Genomic DNA, 21050 nt, shown 5'->3' with positions numbered 1-21050 from the left:
CATGGCCATGGGATACTGACTCGCCGATGGTTTAGGCTTTGGATAGGAGTCTAAGTCTGGGGTGAGCGCTGTGCGATGACGGAGAAAGTAGAGCGCTGCCGACTGCATTACCAGTCGTGATACGAACGGAATCAGCCAACACCCAGTAAGGGCCGTGCTCTTGATGAATGCTTGCATCATTTCCTTTATCAACACCCTGCAGGCAAAAAACAATACAAGTTGGTGATCCAATACGTTGAGCTCGCGGCAAAAAATGATGATCGTCGAAGGTTCAAGAAGGGCATTGAAGGGGCGCAGTACCTGGGCATCAAGGTGCGCTGGCTGCGTGATGATGAACCGACCGAAAAGAAACTTGATTACGTCTAGTTCATGCTGAAACTGGCGCGGTATGACCACCAAATCTAACGAGGTTCGGTGCACGGTGCATCCCCTTCTTCATAGTCACTCTGTGCGTGTGACGTGCACTCGAAAGCGCTTCCAGCGACGTTGCTGGCGTGGAGTGCGCCAAGAATCAGCGCGTTGCTCATGAGGAGTCGTCAGCGGCTGTTTTTATGTACAGTTCTCGTCGGTGTTTAGATCCAGCAAGGCGCATGCGTCGGCGCAGGTCGGCGTACGTTCTAAATGTTTACATACCAAAAGTTTACATATCGCTTCCGAGGTCAATGATGCCTATGGTTGGGTAATCGATACCCGAGGAGATCCGCCGTTATCATGCTGAGTTCGCTGACTGAGTATCTTCTGCGGATAGCTGCTTTGACTCTGATGCTGGGTTTGGCTCATGTTGCCTATGGTGGTCAGCCGGACTGATATTCCGCCATGCCATTACGTCGCGTCTTTTCTAAAACGACGTAACCATGCACCTATCTTTGCTGTGTTTATGCCTAGGCTCTGGCTCACAAGGCGGCATGCTTCTTCGCCATGACTGCTGTGCCGCTTTTGAAAACTGTAGGGGGCACTTATGAGTGTTGATATGTATCGTCGTCAAGTTGCCAGCGTTCGTGAAGCCCTAGCAAAGCTATCGAGTCTGAGGGCCAGAGAGTCGCAAAAGGCGGCTGATGCGGGGAGAAAATCTCTTGCTGCTGGATCTGCCGCGAGCAAAACCAAGCAGTTGTCTACAGCTACCTCCAAGCTTAAAGAAGCCAACCGTTATGCTGATTTGCAGGCGAGGCATTTGGTTGAAGTTGCCAAGCTAGAGAAGAAGATTGCCGCAGAGCAGAAAAAGCTGGCGACAGCTGAGTCGCGTGTGGAAAGCGAAGAAGCGAAGGTGCTGAAGAAAAGAAATACGGAGCAGCAAAAAATGCAGGAGGCACAGAAACGGCAATTCCGCGAGGTAGAGTCCAGCCTGAGAATGCATGATTCTCTGCACCGGGAGGCTGCTGCCCGCATTGATAAATTGGCTGCGCTGCCCGAAGAAATTAAGGTTGCGTTCTTTGCGACTGATCCAGCGACAGCCTCTGATCGCAGGCTATTGCTGGACGAGGAAGTCCGAGAGATTCATCAAAAAATTCGACTCTCGGATCATCGTGATGCGGTTAAGCTTGAGTCGAGGTGGGCGCTACGTTCAGGAGATATCTTGCAGTACATGAACGAGCTCAACCCCACGATTGTGCATTTTAGTGGACACGGCAGCGATCAGGATGAGCTCGTTCTGTTGGACCGAAATGGTGACGCAGCCTTTGTCCCGATGGCGAGTATTGTCGCCACCTTCGAACTTTACGACTCAGTTCGGTTGGTCTTCTTTAATACGTGCCACTCATTTAACCAGGCGGCCGCATGTACGCAATATGTGGATGCCGCAATTGGCATGAATCAGTCAATTGGTGACGAAGCGGCCCGCGTATTTTCAGCGCAATTTTATTCGGCTATTGGATTCGGTTGTTCAATTCCGGCTGCTTTCAAGCAAGCCAAGACTGCGTTGATGCTGGAAGGCATTTCAGAAGAGTCCACGCCAGAGCTATACCTTCGTGATGGTGTAGATGAAAGCGATCTCATATTGGTTAAGCCTAGGGCTCAGTGATAAAGCCACTCCTGCAGCTCATCCAAATTCACTACTACAATCTGTTGCGCTGTGGCCTTGGTATGCACCTTGGTCGTATCGATCTGATAGCGCTGCAGCACGTACTGCACCAGCGCGCCTCGGGTCTCGATCACCAGGCGACCATCCTGCATGGCGTAGTCTGTTTCGATGATGGATTTTTGCTCGGGTTTGAGGCGTGAGTCAGGTTCGATAATGACCTGTACCTTAGTGCTCCAGCCAGGGTCTAGCTCGCGCGTGTATCCGGTTTCATCATCCATCAGCTCGGGTACGCCGCGAAAGCGGCTCAGCACAAAATCCCGGTAATCGCGGTTTTTCTCGCAATAGGCGCGCAGGTGCCAGCGCATGCCAGTGTAGATAAGTGTGTGTGGTGCGATCAGCCGGGTTTCCACCACCGGCGTATTGAATGACACATACTCACATTCCAGACGCAGTCCGGCCCTGCATGCTTTCAATAGCGGGCGCAGCACTTCAGGGCGCACCGAGCGATCCGGCACTTGCAGCACTTCGGTGTGGGCGTAGGCTAGAGCTAACCCTTCCACATGCGGGGCGCGGTCGTGGCTTTGGCTGACCAGGTGTAGATAAGCGCTGGCGCTGTCGACTATAAACAGCGGGCTGAACTGCTTGCTAGGTACATACCCCTTCAAATGCTTGTCATATTCGAGGTTCTTAGGCGCGTAGTCGTTGATATAGGTATTGATGTCTTTCGACGCCTGCTGGCGGCTGATGCCGAAGCTCTGCATCAGATGACTCGTGGTCAAGCGACCTTCCCACCATGCTACTGTTTCGATCAGGCGGTAGCGTAAGGCCAAATCCCAGCGGACGGATTCAATCGACTGTTTTCGTTTCATTGGCTCTCCACCTGCTCGAAAACTTTACCTGTACAGGTAAACACTCTAGATGAGTCGCTTAAGCTTACATATCGTGAGCGCTGTGCTCAATGAGAGATCTGAACGGTTCTCTCTTAACCCACTTAATCCATAGGTTTTTCATTCGGTTGAATCGCTTTCTCCTAGGGAGCCCCGCGAGGGTCCTAATTGAGTGATTCATTTATCGAAATACCTGAGGGCCAACAACCTTCACAAGGAAGTCGATTTTGTCGTCAGTGATTTATAGCTATCTGGCCAAAGTTCAATCACGGCAGCCCATCAACTTTGATGCGCTGATCGCAAAGCTTGTGGCTGCAGGCGTAGCGCGAGAAGACATCAGTCGCATTTTTTTGGCCAAGAAGCTTAAAAAAAGTAGCTATCACGTCGAAGTGCTTCTTTCGGCTGCCTTCGATGAGCTCTTGATGAGGTTCAGGCCGTCTGGTGTTGGAGGTCGAGTCGGAGCAGCCATAGACGGCAATAGCCATCGAGTTAGTGTCTCCGAATCGTTACTGATATTTCGCTCTGCTCAGCATCGGCATCCGACTGTGGCGGTAACTGAGGCTGGCGCATGGGTGCTACCGAGGGTGCTGGGCAGGGTGGGGGTTATTGTTGAGAACCTGGAGAATTTCCTTCGAGTCGATGAAACGCTGCCTTTCATTGCTGGGATTTTGGCTGTTACAGCCAGTGATATTGAGCTGATCTCTGGTTCGGGAAACCAGGTGACTAACAGGCTGAATGCAAGCGTACTGAATCATTTCGATGAGCTGTATTGCTTGTTCGATGTAGACATGGGAGGCCTACGGATGTTCGCTTCTTTGACAGCCCTGCTGCGTGAAAAGCCCCCCGTATTCCTTGCCCCGCCTGACGTGAAAGAGCGTTTAGCTCAATCCAAGTACGCGTTGACGGATCAGCAGCGGCAGGAGGTCATTAAGTATCAGGGGTTGTCACCTGAAACAGATCAAGTGATCCAGTTTATGCGTGACAGCAGCAGGGTGCTTGAGCAAGAAACCTACTTGGTACCTGTAGTACTTGAGGAGCGTCCATGAGCATCGAATCTATGTTCCACGAAGACTTCAAGATGAAGCAGATCGTGCTGATCAATAGTGGGGCTTATTGCTATACGAAGGTTCGTATCGACCAACACACGGCCTTGCTCGGCGATAACAATAAGGGCAAGACCTCGATGCTCAACGCATTGAAGTTCTTTCTCCTGCCCGAAGAAAATCTCCACGATTGTGAGCGGAAATTCGGTTTCAAGAGCACAAAAGGCCACTACGGCCGAGATGCGACTTTTGGCTTCTATTTTCCCGAGAGAAACTCCTTCATGGTTCTTGAAGCGGAGAATCCGCATGGGGCGTTCTGCATCATCCTTAACATGGGCACCAAGCAATACAGCTATGAGCGTACTGCTGTGCCGGTGCCATATTCGGAAATCGAGCACCTGTTCTGGAATCATGAATCAAGCCTCAATGGAGGCATGGGAGCACCGATTGAAGGGTTGTCGACTTCACAAATTGAGCCGACCCTGAAAAGGCTGCGTGCTGTAGTGATCAAGGATGTAGTGAATATTAAGGAACGAATCTACAAGCACCAGCCTACACGCCCCGATGCTGGTCGCTTTTGTCTGCTGCCGCTCAAGAGCGGTGGTAACCAAACTCGTGAGATTGATGCCTGGAAACGCCTGATTCACCTGGCTTTCGACATTGCAGCCAAAGATAAACGTACTCTTCCGGACACCATCGCTACGATCATTGAGGGCAGAAAGGATCGTACTGAAGCCGAACTGAACGTCAATTTCATCGAAATCTTGTCGAGGTACGAAACCCTCAGCACGGTAAAGAACCGACTCCAGGTGATTCGCAACGGACAGACGTACTGGGACCGTTTCACCCAGAATTTCACCGACCTTCACGCTCAAAGCTCGGATCTCATGAACCTGTTATGTGACGTTGAGCAGGGCATCAACGAGCAGGGCTCGGTCTACCTCGACGCTCGCATGCAGTGCTTTGCGAACTACAGTGCGGTCAAAGAAACTGCTGACCACCAGCGTGGACAGGCGGCTAGTAAAAACACCCAGCTTAAGGAGCTGAAAGGCGCTATTGGTGAGATCACGAAGAACTACGAGCGGATCAAAAAGGATTCAATTGACCTCTCAACGGCGATGCATGGCTACGCGTCTATGACCCCGGAAGAGATAGCTGCCGCACTGGCTGAACAGGTTGAGGAGGATCGAGCCGACATCAAGGCTCTCAAGGACGACGGTGAGTTTCGTCTTGAGTTCGAGCAGCTAACACGTGAAGTCAACAACGGCAGCCAGAAAGTCAAGGATCTTGAAGTGCTCATTGAAGGGGCGAAACCGTCACTCCTAGATCTGGACCAGATCCCCAACCGCGCAGCGGACACTCTCTACTCGCTTAACCAGGAGGTCTTCACCGGCGAGTGCCCTCCATTGTTCGAAGATAACATTGAGACGATTCGACGTTTCGCCGCGCTGTTTAACGAGGAGGGAGGCTCTCTCACGTTCCTGAGCAGTCCGACTCCAGTCCCGGTTAAACACTACGATGCCGGAAAGCTGCTACAGAGTCGCAAGGACGAATTGGCATCTGTCCAGAAACGCCTTATTCAGCAAAAACGCCGCGCTAGTGATCTTGCCAATAAGACGAAGATGTCAGTCGAGCAGATCGAAAGCACCATTGCTGCCAAACAGGCTCAGATCGAGAAGGATGAACGCAACATTGCCCTGCTGAAACGTCATGAATTCGTTGAGCAGGAGTTCGTGCGATTAGAGCGAGAACATGGCGAGGCTACTGAGCGATTCGGGCTTCTTGAGGCCCGCTGCCATGAGCTCAACCTGCAACTCGAAGAAGCCAACCGTCTGGTTGAGCAGGCTAGAACAGCATTGGAAGCCGCTAAGGAGCGTGAACAATCCGTGCTCCGCTGGAGTAGGACGGTCAACGACATCCTGCATTCGCGTCTGGAGTACCTGAAAACCGGCTACCAACGTGCGGAGCGCCAGGAGGTCGTGGTTACTCAGGAATTAATGGATGCCATCGAAACCCGCAGTCAAGGTATCAGCCGTAGTTTCAACCAGATCAAGTCGCTGGTGTCCGATCTGTTAGTTGCGGTTGCTCTAGACGACGATGCCGAGCATGCCCACCGTAGCGCAGTAAGCCTGGAAACGTTGACCAATTTGCATGAGAAATACAGGGTTCTCTATGGTCGTCTCGATATGGAAGAGAACAACCATTTCAACCAAGTGGTTCAGCATAACGATGACACCATGATCCAAGTTCAGTCGATCAGGCATGCGCGCACCCTTATTAGTACTTTTATCAAAGAGATCGAGAATCACCTTTCGTCAATCAAGGTCTCTAACCTAACGGCTGTGGCAATTGACTGCACGCTACATCCTCAATTCGACGAGTTGCTGAAGACTGTCGACACTGTGAATCTGACCGGAGGCGAGCTACCACCACAAGTCCTCTACGACCGCCTTGGTAAATTCTGCACTCAGTTCGTCGAGTCTGATCAGCGTCGGGATGCAACCCTGAACATGGCTCGCCTGATCGTCAGCGTCGATTACCGTGTCAAGCTGCAAGGCAGCGATGAGTTCACTGTCGAAGCTCAATCAACGGGCACCTCAGTGATGATCAACTGCCGTCTGCTGGCCTTCCTGCTCAAAGAGTTGCTGCAAGCCGACACCAAGGTAAGCTTGCCTTTGTTTATCGATGAACTGTCCAACCTCGACGACAAGAATCTGCGTTCGGCCCGCGACATTGCCGACGCGGATGGCTTCTGTGTGTTCGGGGCCACGCCTGGTCTGACCTCCGGAATCAGCAAAGTGCTAGGCAATTACATGAATCTCGACTACTTCAACGCAACTGACCAGTCCTACAGCCCGAATCGGACGATTCTCTATACCGGAGTCAGTGAGTCCTTGATCGCCCTGGAGTGCCGTGAGGCAGTCGAGCCGGTTCTTGCTGCCGAAATAGAGGCGTAGAGTAGCTGATGGTCGTTAAAACGGACGTAGCACTAATCAACATGATCCAGAACAAGGGTGTTTTCCTTGATCTGATTGATCACATGGATAAAGTCGGTGAGTGTGAGGAAGTACGCATTGTCATGTACCAGCAGAAGTTACGCGCCCTGTTGGATTCTGTAGCACCGCTGCCGAGCACGCGGGTTGTGCGCGAGTTACCGGCCGAGCGGCGCAAATTGGAAAGCGCTCTTTGCATTGAAAACCTTGAGCGTGTTGGCCTAGTCATTCAGGTAGACAGCGCTCGTGGAGTGATGGTTTTCGCCCCCTTCGTCATCGAGATGTTCCGGCACTTCGATGGGGCGCGACTGCGTCATTTGAACAGTGCTGATTATGAGTTGATACGGGCCTCGTTCAACCGGCTCTACGAGATTTTTATCACTCTGCCATCTCTGATCCGCGAAGACATTGGGTTTCAGGAGCAGGTAAGTGTGCTTCGTAAGGAGATACGCGCTGCAACCGCCAAGATGAAGGAGTGCGTGGATGCGCTACAGGGCCGGCTCCAGCGACTCGGTGAGATCGTCGATCAGATGCGTTATGACGTCATCGATGAGGTGGCTAAGGCTCAGGAGGCCCTAGGCGAGATCAATAGCATCTACCTGCGCAACATCCTGCCAGCCTTGCAGTTTCTGGGCGAACACACTGACCTGAAGGGGACTAAGCCTGCCCTTACGGCACTGACCTGCATCGGCGACCAACTGGCTCACTATGGGCACGATACGCTGGCCAGCTCGGTCTATTACTCCGTCGAGTCGATTCGCTCATACCGGCACGACATTTCGATCATCAGTGGCTCGTTAATGCGCTATGTCCAGCAGAGTGAGGCGCACCGTCGAGCCTATGACAAGGTCGAGCAGGCCTGGAATCGTCTCTATGAGGGCGTGCGTGAGCTGCATGATGGGAGCTTGAAGGACAATATCCTGCCCAGCACACACCCTGTATTCGCCCGTCTGAATACCTACTCCGGGCTGAAAATGCGAGTGTTCGAAGCAAAAGTTGAGTGGCAAGACGCTAACCAGCGCTTGGCGCTGGCAGAACATCTGCGCACGACACTGCCCAACATCAAGATCAGCAGCGGGAGTATCCACCGGCTCAGTGGGCAGACCAACGAGTCGGGTGAGCTCAAGCGTCGGCGTGATGCTCGCTTGTTGGCCATCGGCAATCTGGTCGAGGAATGGGAGCCGCGGCTTACCGATGACGCCCACGTCGCAATGCATGAACACTTGAAAGACCGCCTTAAAGGGTATGAGTTGACCGATCTCCTAATGTCGGTGGGCTGGTTGCGCAAGCGAGAAGGAATTTGCCTCATCCCGCACTACCAAATCGGAAATCTTGCAACTGACTGCGAGAGCCTGAGGTACTACAAACTGCAGGTGGAGACTGAACATGCTTGACCAAGAACCTTCGCTGCCGTTCGCGCAGGCCAAGGTGATGAATCGAAAGCTGTCGATAGAGCTCTATGGGCAGCTCATGTACGGAAAGATGATCAACCGCACCGTCTCTATTGATGGGGGCTTGAAGTCAAATCCGTACTTCGAGGAAGTACTGAATAATTTCGATCACTACCGCAATCTCTACGATCTGATTGGGTATGAATTGGTCATGCGTGATGGCTTCGCTTTCATCCGCACTACCGACGGCACTGATGCCAAGGATGACCTGGCACGGAACATCCAAGGCCTGCTACTGGTTCTGTTTAGGGGGACATTGGAGCTGGGCTTCACAATGGACGTGCTGTTGAAAGACTCGGCAGGTCTGTCAAACATCCATATCGAGGAAATCGGTAAGGGGGAGGATAAGGTCGAGGTGCTGATAGCTTGTGGGATGAAAAGCGGTGTGTTGATGGAACACGTCAAGAAGCTTGAAACACGAGCCATTGCATACCGCAATGGTAAGGGGAATTTAGTTTTATCCGAGTCGGGCGCTGCATTTTTCAATGATCTCCTTGGTGAGGGTGACCTCGACCTTTAGCAAGGGCTTGCCTCAGAAGGACGGTTACGTGGCCCTGCGTTAGGGTGGCACATAAGGTAGTTGGCGGCGCACCCGTTTTGATTTCTTTGTGTCGCTATTGATATCAAGGCGCAGTACATTTGCAGCACAAAAACTGCAGGACTGAGTCATGAAGCGCCCCAAGGACGAAACCCTGTCCATTCGTACCTCTAGAGACATCAAGCAGCTGCTGCGAATTGCAGCGGAAAGAGAGCGGCGCTCCATTGCCTCGATGATTGAGGTGCTAATCCTGAAATATGCTCAGGAGCAGGGTCTGCAGGCAGAAGCACCGTTAGAGGAAGAGACGAAAAAAGGTAAGGGAAACGATGGAGCTCATTGACAATATTACAAGGCTGCTGGGTGATGACCTCAAAGCGACGTTAAAGCCCGGTTCCCGCCTGAATATCGCAGCGTCTTGTTTTTCGATGTACGCATTCGAAGCTTTGAAAGCAGAGCTGGAAAAGATCGACGAGCTGAACTTCATCTTCACCTCGCCGACGTTCGTTGCCAATGAGGTTGCCGACAAGATCCGTAAAGAGCGAAAGGAATTTCACATCCCGAAGCTGGATCGTGAGCGCAGCCTGTACGGTAGCGAGTTCGAGATTCAGTTGCGCAACAAGCTCACGCAGCGAGCGATTGCTAAAGAATGCGCAGAATGGATGCGGCGCAAGGCGACCTTCAAGTCCAACCGCAGCAAGGCCCCGATGCAGCAGTTCGCCTGCGTGCAATCTGCTGAAGCGGACATCTCTTACATGCCATTACATGGCTTTACGGCCGTCGATCTCGGTTACCAGCAAGGCAATGCTGTTTCCAACCTCGTCAACAAAATGGATGAGCCAACCTTCACAGCAACTTACCTAAGCCTGTTCAATCAGATCTGGAGCGACCCGGAAAAACTGGAAGACGTCACCATGCAGATCTGCGATCACATTGCGGCTGTCTACCAGGAGAACTCGCCCGAGAGCGTCTATTTCCTGATGCTTTACAACATCTTCAACGAGTTCCTGGACGATATCGATGAGGACGTTTTACCCAACGACCGTACCGGCTACCAGGACACGCTCATCTGGAAGAAGCTCTTCAACTACCAGAAGGATGCGGCCACTGGGATCATCAACAAGCTAGAAACCTATAGCGGCTGCATCCTGGCGGACAGCGTTGGCTTGGGGAAAACCTTCACAGCGCTAGCGGTCGTCAAGTATTACGAACTGCGCAACAAGTCGGTGCTGGTGCTCTGCCCCAAAAAGCTGGCGGACAACTGGCTCAACTACAACCGTAACCTCAAGACCAACATCTTTGCGCGTGACCGATTCAGCTACGACGTGCTGTGTCATACCGATCTCACTCGCACCAGTGGCGAGTCGTTTGGCACTCCGCTCAACCGCATCAACTGGGGTAACTACGACCTCGTCGTCATCGATGAATCGCACAACTTCCGTAACAACGATGCCTTCAAGGATAAGGAGACCCGATACCAAAAGCTGATGAACAAAGTCATCAAGGAGGGGGTGAAAACCAAGGTGCTGATGCTTTCAGCTACCCCAGTGAACAACCGTTTCAATGACCTGCGTAACCAGCTCGCCCTAGCCTACGAAGGTGACTCCGAAAACCTAAGCAAGAAACTGCGTACTGGCAAAACTGTCGAGGAAATTTTCCGTGGTGCGCAGGCTAGTTTTAACGCTTGGTCAAAACTTCCGCCCGAGGAACGCACGGCGCGTGCCATCTTGGACTCGCTCGACTTCGATTTCTTCGAGTTGCTCGACAGCGTCACGATCGCACGCTCGCGCAAACACATTCAGACCTTTTACGACACCACGGATATCGGGCAATTCCCTGAGCGACGCAAGCCTTTGTCGTTTCGTAGCCCACTGGTTGTAGATGCTGAGCAACGAACGGATGTAATGAACTTCAACGAGATTTTCGATCAGCTGTCTTTGCTCAAGCTCGCCGTATATGCCCCTATCAGTTACATCTTGCCTAGCCGATTGGCGAAGTATGAAGAGATGTACGACACACAGGTTGAAGGCGGTCGAGGCAAGCTGCGTCAGGTAGACCGGGAAAAAAGCCTGGTTGCACTGATGACAACGAATTTGCTGAAGCGCCTTGAAAGCTCTGTTTATGCATTCCGCAGCACACTTAATGCTTTGAAAGAAAACCACCAGCGCGTTCTCGGGCTGATTAAGGAGTTCGAGAGTCGGGGCGGAGTTACAGAAGTCGCCAGCCTTACGGACGCCATGGACTCAATTGACGCTGAAGAAGACGGCATCCCTTCGTTTCATGACTTGGAAATCGGCAACACTATTCGGATAAAGCTGGCAGATATGGATCTGCCTTCTTGGGAGCATGAACTCCAGGTTGACTTGGAAATCATCGCCGCTTTACTGGCCTCGATGAGCAAAATCACGCCAGCCGAAGACGCCAAGTTGCAGCACCTGAAATCGCTAGTGCTCGACAAGATTGCCAATCCCATTAATCCAGGCAATAAAAAAGTACTGATTTTCACGGCTTTTGCTGATACGGCCAATTACCTCTATGACAATCTGGCTACTGAGCTGCTCGCCAATCAGAACCTGCATACAGCGAAGGTCACTGGTAGTAGCGCGCCTCAGTCGACGCTAAAAAACACAGCTCAAAAGAAAAGCTACGACTTCCAAGAGCTGCTTACCCTCTTCTCGCCACGATCCAAAGAAAAGGCCATCGTGCTGCCCAACGAACAGGCAGAGATTGACTTGCTGATCGGCACCGACTGCATCTCCGAGGGCCAGAACCTGCAGGACTGCGATTACCTCATCAACTACGACATCCACTGGAACCCCGTGCGCATCATCCAGCGCTTCGGCCGAGTGGATCGGATTGGATCGCCCAACAGCAGCATCCAACTGGTCAATTACTGGCCCGACATCTCGCTCGACGAGTACATCAACCTCAAGGAGCGTGTCGAGAGCCGGATGATGATTGCCGACGTCACTGCCACGGGTGACGACAATGTGCTCAGCGCCCAAGCCAACGACGTGTCCTACCGCAAGGAGCAGTTGCGCCGCTTACAAGACGAAGTCATCGAACTGGAAGACCTAAAAACGGGCGTTTCGATCACAGATCTCGGGCTCAATGACTTCCGCATGGACTTGCTCAACTACGTCAAATCCAATGGAGAGTTGAGCAACGTACCGAGCGGCATGCACGCCGCTGTGTCAGCCAAACCTGAGCTTGGTCTGCGTCCAGGCGTGATCTTTACACTGCGGAACCGCAACTCGAGCGTCAGCGTTAGCCAACATAACCGTCTGCACCCGTATTACCTCGTCTACATCAGTCGTGAGGGTGAGGTCCTTCATGATCACACCGAGGTCAAACGCCTGCTCGATCTGGTGCGCAGTTGCTGCAAGGGCCAAGCGCAGCCCATTCCGGAGGCTTGCAGTCTGTTTAACAAGGAAACTGCTGACGGGCGGCAGATGCAGGTGTATTCCGATCTGCTTGGCAAGACCATTCGTTCGATGATCGAGGTGAAGGAAGAGAAGGATCTGGACAGCTTGTTCAGCGGCGGCAAAACCACTGCGCTGGTCAACACTATTGCCGGACTGGATGACTTCGAACTCATCACCTTCTTGATAATTCAGGAGGCCGGATGAGTCATGTCTCTTCATGGGAGTCGAACGCCGCGTTCATCAGCTACCCAAAGCAGGCCGCTTTTGGCCGTAACCTGCCAAAGAACAAGATCTACGAACACAGTGGAGCCAACACACGGCTGAAAGACTTGTTCGTTGAGCAAGTGGAACAGGTCGTTTGGCAATACAAACTGGCTCCGGAAACGATCAACCTGCCCGCTAGACCCAATGTGCCGGAGCTTCAGATCTTCGCCATCCAGCTCAAGACGTCGGAGCTGAGTTTGGATGTGTTGCGCTGCATAGATGGTGCGGTGCAGTTCCCCATCATCTTCGAGCTGAGCTTTGACAGCCGAACGCAAGTAGTCGCCGCGTTCAAGCGCCCGAACGAATCAGACGCGAGCCGTTGGGTGTTGAGCGACTACTTTGCGACGGAGTGGTTATCGAGCGATGTGGAGCGCGCCGTCATGCCATTGGCGCTCGACTTGGGTGGCTTGTACGAACAGTTGCTTCACCGCCTGATTCCAACACCTGCGCGCCGGCAAGAAGGCCTTGGTGACTTGGTCGCTCGTGTCGAACAGGTTGCGGCGAAGCAGCGTGAGGTCGAGAAGGTCGCAAGCAAGCTTGCCAAAGAAAAGCAATTCAACCGCAAGGTAGAGATCAACGCGCTCTTGCGACATCTAAGAAACGAACTTGAACAGTTGACCGGTAGGGATAGCGTATGACGCAGAGCCTGAATGACGAATCGAAGAGACACATCGAGCAGGTCGCGGGCGAGGCGTTAGCGCAACTCGAAAGCATTGCCGAAGCCTCCAAGAGCAAGCTTCTTGATGGACGAACACTGGGGTCCGATACCCTGGCAAGCATCAATACGATGACGTCCAGTTCGGCTATCCAAAGACTGGATCAGATCAGCCAGGCGAACCGTGAAAGCTATCGGGTATTGGTGGCAGAGCCCGCCATTGCTCGCGTTGTGGTGGTTGATGAAGAGGGCGAAGAGAAAACCTACTACATCTGCCGCACTACGCCGGTATCGGGCATTCCTAACTTGGCCAGCTACCGGGCTCCTGTTGGACGATTGGCCTCATTGGCGATTGGTGCAGAGTTCACGCTTCCCAATGGAACCGTTGTTGAGGTTCTTGAGCGAGCTCAACTACGGCCAAGTGCACTCGCTGATGGGTGGGACTCTCGTGACACCGTGGTTGAAGCCGAGCATTTCGGGCCTCTCACCATCGAGTCGCTGCGAGCTCTGCTGACTGAGGTTGCCGGGGAAGAGATCACAGAAGATATCCTGGGTCAATTGCTGGCTGAGGAGACCGTCAAGGCCAACATCATCGACGGCGTTCGCCGCAGCGTTATCACCAAGATGGGGTTGCGGGATCAGCCCGTACTCGATCAATACCAGGACGAGATTTTCCGTCTTCCTCTCGATAAGCGCCTGCTGATCTTGGGTCCACCCGGTACCGGCAAAACGACGACCCTGATCCGGCGCCTCGGTCAAAAGCTCGACACCGCTTTTCTGGAAGAAGGCGAGCAACGCCTGGTTGAGACAGTTGCTGCAGTGCAAGGCGTTGCGCATTCCAACAGCTGGCTGATGTTCACGCCTACCGAACTGCTCAAGCAGTACCTCAAAGAGGCTTTTGCCCGAGAAGGCGTTCCTGCCTCAGATCTGCGCATTAGAACTTGGCAGGACTATCGGCGCGAGTTGGCCAGAAACGCTTTTGGCGTTCTTAGGACTGCTTCTGGCGGCGGCACCTTCGTTCTGAAAGAGAGCTTGCCTAGCCTTAGCGAAGCTGCGCTCGACCGGCCTATCCAATGGTTTGACGATTTCGATGCATGGCAACGTAGCGTCTACGTCCAGGAGCTGCATGAAGCAGCGGCTCTACTCCATGATGCCAAGGCCCCTGACGTCAAAAGCTTGGGCGCACGCTTGCAAGACATCTTAGCGCGTGCCGGTGATGGCACTCTGGCCACCACATTCGGATCATTGGCCGCAGAGCTCCCCAAGGTGCAGGCGCTTGTCACCAGCCTGAAGGACGCCTCCGACGGCAAGATCAAAGCTGCGCTCAACCTGCAGCTCAACCGCAACCGAGAATTTTTGGATGAGTTAGCTCGTGTCATCGACAGTTTGCAGCAGGCGCAGGCAACTGAGGCCGACGAGCAAGACGATTTCGATGCCGACGAAGAAGAAGACACCACAACATCGCGCACGGGCCGCGCGGCTGCTCTCAATGCCTACATGCAAGCCGTGCGTGCCCAGGCTCGGTCAGCAGCCTCGAAGCGTATGCTGAGCAAGACTTCTCGCAACGGCAAAATCATTGAGTGGCTGGCCGATCGTGGCCTGGCAGAGACCGACCGTGCAGATGTGGGAGCGAGCCTTCTGGTGCAGACTAATGCCCGGCGCTTCGTGAACCCGGTCAAACGCTACCTCGACGGCATTCCAAAACACTACCGTGCGTTCCGGCGTGAACGCCAACATACCGGGAACTGGTATCGCAGCGAGGGCTTCGAGGCACGTGACATCCATCCACTCGAACTCGATGTTGTGCTGCTGGCCATCTTGCGCGCCGCAGGTGACCTGCTCAGCCGGCCCAGCGTCTTTCGCGATATTGGCAACCCCGCTTGGTCATCGCTCCAGACCATCCTGGGGCATTACCGCAACCAAGTATTGGTGGACGAGGCGACCGATTTTTCGCCCATTCAGCTCGCCTGCATGGCAGCACTGGCGCACCCACAACTGCGCTCGTTCTTTGCCTGTGGCGACTTCAACCAGCGCCTGACGACCTGGGGCGCGCGCTCTTCTGACGACTTGAAGTGGGTCTTTGCCGATTTCGACATCAAGGAAATCACCGTCTCCTACCGTCAGAGCAAGCAACTGAACGACTTGGCTCGAGCCATGATCCGCGCTGTCGCTGGTACCGAGCAAAACGTCAGCTTACCCACGAATATGGATAGCTCGGGTGTGGCCCCTGCCTTGTTGGAGCATGCTGGCGAGACGTCAGTCGTTATTAGCTGGCTCGCAGATCGCATTCGTGAGATTGAGCGCTTTATCGGCCAATTGCCGTCCACGGCTATCTTTGTGAATACCGAAAACGACGTGGCTCCGGTGGCGGATGCACTAAATGCTGTCCTGTCCGAGCACAACATTCAGGTCATTGCTTGCCGCGAGGGTCAGGCCGTCGGGCAAGAAAGCAATGTGCGTGTGTTCGATATCCAGCACATCAAGGGGCTGGAGTTTGAGGCTGTTTTCTTTATCGGCATCGATCAGCTTGCTGAGCTACACCCTGAGCTATTTGACAAATACTTGTATGTGGGCACTACCCGTGCGGCTAATTATCTGGGCGTGACCTGTGAGGGCATCTTGCCATCGACTATCGAGAGTTTGCGTGTGCACTTTTGCCAGGACTGGCAATAAGACAACTGAATTTATCAAAACGAACTTGAACAATTGAGCCTCTGAGCTTCTTTCACGGAAGCACGGAGGGCAGAGGAAAAGAATATGGAAAAACTGAAAATGCACTCACCCGATCTTACGCAGGGCAACGTCGCCCGTATTCGCGAGTTGTTCCCGAACTGTGTCACCGAAGCTAAGGGCGAAGATGGCGCTTTGAAGCTGGCTGTGGACTTTGATCAACTGCGCCAGGAGCTTGCTGAATCGATTGTCGAGGGGCCGCAAGAGCGCTATAACCTGAACTGGCCGGGTAAGCGCGAGGCGATGCTGACGGCCAATGCGCCTATTGCCAAAACATTGCGCCCTTGCCAGCACGAAAGTGTGGACTTTGATAACACGAAGAATCTGTTCATCGAGGGAGATAACCTCGACGCTCTAAAGCTGCTGCAGGAAACCTACCTCGGCAAGGTCAAGATGATCTACATCGACCCTCCGTACAACACAGGCAACGACTTTATTTATGAGGACGATTTCGCGGAGGAGACTGAAGGCTATCTGCAACGTTCAAATCAAAAAGACGATGAGGGGAATAAACTAGTAGCAAACACTGCATCGAACGGGCGCTTCCATTCTGACTGGTGTTCCATGATGTATTCGCGCCTTCGTCTCGCAAGAAATCTTCTTAGTGAAAACGGTGCCATCTTTATTTCGCTCGACGATGGTGAACTTGCAAATCTTCGCAAGATTTGTGATGAGATCTTCGGTGAAGACAAGCTTATCGCGACGTTTATTTGGAAGAGCAGGCAAAACAAAGATAACCGCTCAAAGAACGGAGCGTCGGTCGATCACGAGTATGTGCTTGCTTATGGCAAGTCAATTCGGGGTTCGGACAGAGATCTGACTGCGTATTCGAATCCAGACGGCGATTCGAGGGGTGACTGGACTAGTGCAAATATGGTTGGCCTTGCTACCGCAGATCGTCGACCGAACCTTCATTACGATTTAATCGACCCAGCAACCGGTATTAACTACGGACGTCCGCCAATGGGGTGGCGTTATGACCGAAATACAATGGCTAAGTTGATTGCAGAAAATCAAATTCTCTGGCCCGCCGCGTCGGATGGAAGACCTAGGAAAAAAGCGTTTGTTCAAGAGTTAGGTTCTGAACAGACTGGGTACTCTTCAATAATTGGCAAAGACATTTACACTAGGAATGGTACGTCTGATATTGAGGCGCTTTTTGGAAGTCGCGTGATGGATTTTCCAAAGCCAGTGTCTCTGCTAGAAGAACTGATCAAGCAGGCAAATGTAGAGTCAGACGAAATCGTTCTGGACTTTTTTTCAGGTTCAGCGACAACCGCGCATGCAGTTTTAAAGCTGAATGCAGCCGATGGAAAAAATCGAAGATTTCTAATGGTTCAGCTCCCTCAACACTGCGATGACACATCTGAAGCCTCCAAAGCTGGATATGGAACCATTGCTGATATGTCGAAAGAGCGAATCCGACGTGCAGGGCAATCAGTTATTGATACGGTGAGAGCTCACGAAAACTGGAACAAAGATGTGGGTTTCCGCGCCTTTAAGATCGATACATCTAACATGGCCGACGTCTACTACGCACCAGATTCGATGGACAAAGCAAAGTTCGACTTGTTCGTTGACAACATTAAAGTGGATCGCACGCCAGCAGACCTGCTGTTCCAGGTGATGCTGGATTGGGGAGTCGACCTGGCCCTGCCCATTAATAATCAATCTATTCAAGGCAAGGAAGTCTATTTTGTTGATGGCAATGTGCTTGCCGCCTGCTTCGACGCCAGCGGTAGCATCGACGAAGATTTTGTGAAGGAACTGGCCAAGCAGCAGCCGCTTAGGGTGGTGTTCCGCGATGCAGGTTACAAAGACAGTTCGGTCAAAATCAACGTCGAGCAGATTTTCAAGCTGCTGTCGCCGTCTACCGAAGTCAAATGCATTTGAGGCACGCGCGATGAAACTTAAATTCAAGATGCAGGCCTATCAGACAGCAGCTGTGCAAGCTGTCATCGACTGTTTTAAGGGACAACCACCCACGTCAGCAGAGGCCATCAGCTACCGCATCGACCCGGGCAAGGCCAAGAAGGGAATTGAGGACCTATTTGCAGAGGGCGGATTTAAGAACGCCGATCTGAAGCTGACTGAACTTGCCGTTCTGGAAAACATCACCCAGGTGCAGCATCAGCAAAATCTGCCGCTGTCCACCAAGTTGGTGAATACCAAAGTCAGCAAAGTCAATCTCGACATCGAGATGGAAACCGGCACCGGCAAGACCTACTGCTACATCAAGACCATATTCGAGCTTAATAAACAGTTTGGCTGGAGTAAGTTCATCATCGTGGTGCCCAGCATCGCGATCCGTGAAGGAGTGGCCAAGTCGCTGGAAATTACGGCTGAGCATTTTCTGGAGACATATCACAAGAGGGCACGCTTCTTCATTTACAACTCCAAGCAGTTACACCACCTGGAGAGCTTTTCGTCGGATGCAGGTGTCAACGTGATGGTGATCAACGTCCAGGCGTTTGCCGCCCGGGGTGCTGACAACCGGCGCATCTATGACGAGTTGGATGATTTCCAGTCCCGCCGCCCGATTGATGTTATCAGCGCCAACCGCCCTATCCTGATCTTGGACGAGCCACAAAAGATGGAGGGTGCGGCAACCTTGAAATCGTTGGAGGAATTTAAGGCTTTGATGGTGCTGCGCTATTCGGCCACCCACAAGACGACGCATAACAAGATCCACCGACTGGACGCGCTGGACGCATATAACCAGAAGCTTGTGAAAAAAATTGCTGTGCGTGGCATCTCAGTGAAAGGGTTGGCTGGTACCAATGCCTACCTTTACCTGCAGTCCATCGATATTTCGACCAAGAAGCCGCCCGAGGCCCGCGTTGAGTTCGAACAGAAGCTCAAGAGCGGCGAGATCAAACGCGTGGTGCGCAAGCTCTCCAAGGGCGACAACCTCTTCTCTGATGGCTTTTCAAACGAGCTGGATCAGTACCGTGGCTATGTGGTCGCGGACATCAATGCCAACACCGATACCCTGAGTTTCACGAACGGCATCGAGCTTTTTGTTGGCGAGGCCACCGGGGATGTCAACGAAGAAGCGCTGCGCCGCATCCAGATTCGGGAAGCCATCAAGGCACACTTCGATAAAGAGCTGGCCTTATTCCAACAAGGTATCAAGGTGTTGACCTTGTTCTTCATCGATGAAGTGGCCAAGTATCGCGATTACTCGGTAGCGGACGAGAAAGGCGACTACGCACGTATCTTTGAAGAGGAATACCTTCAGTACCTGAACGAGGTGATGGACCTGGATGAAACACCGTATATCAAGTACCTGAAGGGAATTGATGCAAGCAGGACGCACAGCGGCTACTTCTCCATCGACAGGAAGACCAAACGGTTGGCCGATCCAAGTGTGGAGAAACGCGGAGAAAACGCAGGGCTGTCCAATGATGTGGACGCCTACGACCTGATACTAAAGGACAAGGAGCGCTTGCTGTCATTCGAAGAGCCCGTGCGTTTTATCTTCTCGCACTCCGCTTTGCGTGAAGGCTGGGACAATCCTAACGTGTTCGTTATATGTGCGCTCAAGCACAGCGACAACACCATCTCGCGGCGGCAGGAAGTAGGTCGCGGTTTGCGCTTGTCCGTTAACCAGAGCGGTGACCGGATGGATAACCCCGCCATCGTCCATGACATAAACGTGCTAACCGTGGTGGCAAGCGAGAGCTATAAAGACTTCGTATCTGCGCTGCAGAAAGACATCAGCGAGTCTTTGTCGGCGCGTCCTAAAATCGCTGACGAAGCCTATTTCACCGGCAAGGTGCTCAAGACTCCGACTGGCAATATTGAAGTTACGCAGCAGCTGGCCAAACAGCTCTACAAGTACCTGCTCAAGAATGACTACAGCGACGATGCGGACCACATTACAGGCGCGTACCACGAAGCTAAGAAGGAAGGCACCCTGGCTCCGCTGCCTCCGGAACTGCAGGCTCATGCCGAGCAGGTATACCAACTGATCGACAGCGTCTTTAGCGACAGTCTGATGTTTGAAATCAGCGACGACCGTCGGCCAAAGAAGAATCCGCTCAACAGTAACTTCGACAAACAGGAATTCAAGGAACTGTGGAATCGAATCAATCGCAAGGCAGCTTACAGTGTCGACTTTGATTCGGCGGAACTGGTCAAGAAGGCGGTCGAGGAGCTGGACAAGAGCCTACGAGTGACGCCCTTGCAGTACACGATCCAGAAAGGTGAGCAGATCGATCAGGTAACTGCCGATGCGATGAAGAGCGGTGATGGTTTCAAGGTTTCTGAAACGACTGTTGAGTACGACAAACAGTCAATTCATTCAACGGTGAAGTACGACCTCATTGGTAAGGTCGCCGAGGGTACGCAACTGACGCGACGCGCTACGGCGGACATCCTTAAAGGCATCAGTGTGGCGATATTTGCGCAGTTTCGTACCAATCCTGAAAGCTTCATCGCCGAAGCAATTCGACTGATCAATGAGCAGAAGGCGACGATGATCATTGAACACTTGGCCTACGACCCCGTTGAGGACAAGTTTGATTTGGACATCTTCACCTGTGGCCAGACCAAGCAGGACTTCAGTAAGGCCGGTGACAAGCTCAACCGTCACATCTACGACTACGTAATCACCGACTCCGGCATCGAACGCGACTTTGTGAAAGAGCTGGACACCTGTACTGACGTGGTCGTGTACGCCAAATTACCGCGCGGCTTCCTGATCCCCACGCCGGTTGGCGATTACAACCCCGACTGGGCAATTTCGCTCAAGGAAGGAGCGATCAAGCATGTGTACTTTGTGGCTGAAACCAAGGGCTCAATGTCATCAATGGATCTGCGCCCGATTGAGGCTACAAAAATCGAATGTGCACGGAAGTTCTTCGACGAGATCAATAGGAAGTATGCCCCCGAGAACGTCAAGTACGATGTGGTGAACAGCTTCGGGAAGCTGATGGAGCTGGTTAAGTAAGCAGAATTAACGCCCAGACAGATAAAATTAAAAAATGATCTGTTGCTTATCAAGGGCGGTGAAAAAAGAAAAGTCCTGTATTGAGCCGTTAAAGCG

At 52.6% G+C, this 21050-nt stretch carries 13 protein-coding genes; 11 read left to right on the top strand and 2 right to left on the bottom strand.

Annotated features, from left to right (window positions below; genetic code table 11):
• The coding region (locus ACI77I_RS19245; protein WP_406998191.1) for a hypothetical protein at positions 1–420 on the bottom strand (420 nt) is incomplete at its 3' end.
• Between the two features lie 538 nt (positions 421–958).
• On the opposite strand from ACI77I_RS19245, the gene ACI77I_RS19240 reads away from it, so the two are divergent.
• Positions 959–2017 (top strand): hypothetical protein, encoded by a 1059-nt coding sequence (locus ACI77I_RS19240; RefSeq protein WP_406998190.1) that lies wholly within the window; start codon positions 959–961, stop codon positions 2015–2017.
• Here the strand turns inward: ACI77I_RS19240 and ACI77I_RS19235 are convergent.
• Complete coding sequence (locus ACI77I_RS19235) at positions 2011–2886, bottom strand: YafY family protein (protein WP_078803855.1); 876 nt, start codon at positions 2884–2886, stop codon at positions 2011–2013. The two genes, ACI77I_RS19240 and ACI77I_RS19235, sit on opposite strands and share 7 nt — an antisense overlap.
• A 245-nt stretch (positions 2887–3131) precedes the next feature.
• Here ACI77I_RS19235 and ACI77I_RS19230 point away from each other — a divergent pair, with 245 nt between their 5' ends.
• From ACI77I_RS19230 to ACI77I_RS19185, 10 genes are all read left to right on the top strand, one after another.
• Positions 3132–3950 carry a hypothetical protein gene (locus tag ACI77I_RS19230; protein WP_078822349.1) on the top strand — a complete coding sequence of 273 codons (819 nt, stop codon included), beginning with the start codon at positions 3132–3134 and terminating at the stop codon, positions 3948–3950.
• Positions 3947–6904, top strand: coding sequence for a hypothetical protein (locus tag ACI77I_RS19225; RefSeq protein WP_406998189.1), 2958 nt, complete (start codon positions 3947–3949; stop codon positions 6902–6904). Before ACI77I_RS19230 ends, ACI77I_RS19225 begins: the two co-directional genes overlap by 4 nt.
• Before the next feature lie 8 nt (positions 6905–6912).
• Positions 6913–8334: a hypothetical protein gene (locus tag ACI77I_RS19220; RefSeq protein ID WP_406998188.1), complete on the top strand. Its 1422-nt coding sequence runs from the start codon at positions 6913–6915 to the stop codon at positions 8332–8334.
• On the top strand, positions 8327–8911 hold the full coding sequence (locus ACI77I_RS19215) for a condensin complex protein MksE (protein ID WP_078803851.1): 585 nt from the start codon (positions 8327–8329) through the stop codon (positions 8909–8911). The genes ACI77I_RS19220 and ACI77I_RS19215 overlap by 8 nt, the downstream gene beginning before the upstream one ends.
• A gap of 148 nt (positions 8912–9059) precedes the next feature.
• Positions 9060–9269, top strand: coding sequence for a hypothetical protein (locus ACI77I_RS19210; protein WP_078822347.1), 210 nt, complete (start codon positions 9060–9062; stop codon positions 9267–9269).
• Positions 9256–12555, top strand: a complete 3300-nt coding sequence (locus tag ACI77I_RS19205; RefSeq protein ID WP_406998187.1) for a helicase-related protein — start codon at positions 9256–9258, stop codon at positions 12553–12555. Before ACI77I_RS19210 ends, ACI77I_RS19205 begins: the two co-directional genes overlap by 14 nt.
• Entirely contained in the window at positions 12552–13253 is a 702-nt protein-coding gene (locus tag ACI77I_RS19200; protein WP_406998186.1) for a DUF4391 domain-containing protein, read from the top strand. The genes ACI77I_RS19205 and ACI77I_RS19200 overlap by 4 nt, the downstream gene beginning before the upstream one ends.
• A complete protein-coding gene (locus tag ACI77I_RS19195; protein WP_406998185.1) occupies positions 13250–15943 on the top strand; it encodes an ATP-binding domain-containing protein in 2694 nt (897 codons plus the stop codon). The genes ACI77I_RS19200 and ACI77I_RS19195 overlap by 4 nt, the downstream gene beginning before the upstream one ends.
• An 84-nt stretch (positions 15944–16027) precedes the next feature.
• Positions 16028–17893 carry a site-specific DNA-methyltransferase gene (locus ACI77I_RS19190; RefSeq protein WP_406998184.1) on the top strand — a complete coding sequence of 622 codons (1866 nt, stop codon included), beginning with the start codon at positions 16028–16030 and terminating at the stop codon, positions 17891–17893.
• A 10-nt stretch (positions 17894–17903) separates the two neighbouring features.
• Positions 17904–20954, top strand: a complete 3051-nt coding sequence (locus ACI77I_RS19185; RefSeq protein ID WP_406998183.1) for a type III restriction-modification system endonuclease — start codon at positions 17904–17906, stop codon at positions 20952–20954.
• The last annotated feature ends 96 nt before the right edge of the window (positions 20955–21050 follow it).

Source organism: Pseudomonas sp. D47 (assembly GCF_045447305.1).
Taxonomy (GTDB): Bacteria; Pseudomonadota; Gammaproteobacteria; order Pseudomonadales; family Pseudomonadaceae; genus Aquipseudomonas.
Note: the sequence above shows the minus strand (reverse complement) of the source record. Positions and strands in the feature narration are given on the sequence as shown.

Excerpts from the sequence above, each read along its gene's own strand:
- ACI77I_RS19240 (WP_406998190.1), top strand. The coding sequence starts at position 959 with ATGAGTGTTGATATGTATCGTCGTCAAGTTGCCAGCGTTCGTGAAGCC.
- ACI77I_RS19235 (WP_078803855.1), bottom strand. The coding sequence starts at position 2,886 with ATGAAACGAAAACAGTCGATTGAATCCGTCCGCTGGGATTTGGCCTTA.
- ACI77I_RS19225 (WP_406998189.1), top strand. The coding sequence starts at position 3,947 with ATGAGCATCGAATCTATGTTCCACGAAGACTTCAAGATGAAGCAGATC.
- ACI77I_RS19220 (WP_406998188.1), top strand. The coding sequence starts at position 6,913 with ATGGTCGTTAAAACGGACGTAGCACTAATCAACATGATCCAGAACAAG.
- ACI77I_RS19215 (WP_078803851.1), top strand. The coding sequence starts at position 8,327 with ATGCTTGACCAAGAACCTTCGCTGCCGTTCGCGCAGGCCAAGGTGATG.
- ACI77I_RS19210 (WP_078822347.1), top strand. The coding sequence starts at position 9,060 with ATGAAGCGCCCCAAGGACGAAACCCTGTCCATTCGTACCTCTAGAGAC.
- ACI77I_RS19205 (WP_406998187.1), top strand. The coding sequence starts at position 9,256 with ATGGAGCTCATTGACAATATTACAAGGCTGCTGGGTGATGACCTCAAA.
- ACI77I_RS19200 (WP_406998186.1), top strand. The coding sequence starts at position 12,552 with ATGAGTCATGTCTCTTCATGGGAGTCGAACGCCGCGTTCATCAGCTAC.
- ACI77I_RS19195 (WP_406998185.1), top strand. The coding sequence starts at position 13,250 with ATGACGCAGAGCCTGAATGACGAATCGAAGAGACACATCGAGCAGGTC.
- ACI77I_RS19190 (WP_406998184.1), top strand. The coding sequence starts at position 16,028 with ATGGAAAAACTGAAAATGCACTCACCCGATCTTACGCAGGGCAACGTC.
- ACI77I_RS19185 (WP_406998183.1), top strand. The coding sequence starts at position 17,904 with ATGAAACTTAAATTCAAGATGCAGGCCTATCAGACAGCAGCTGTGCAA.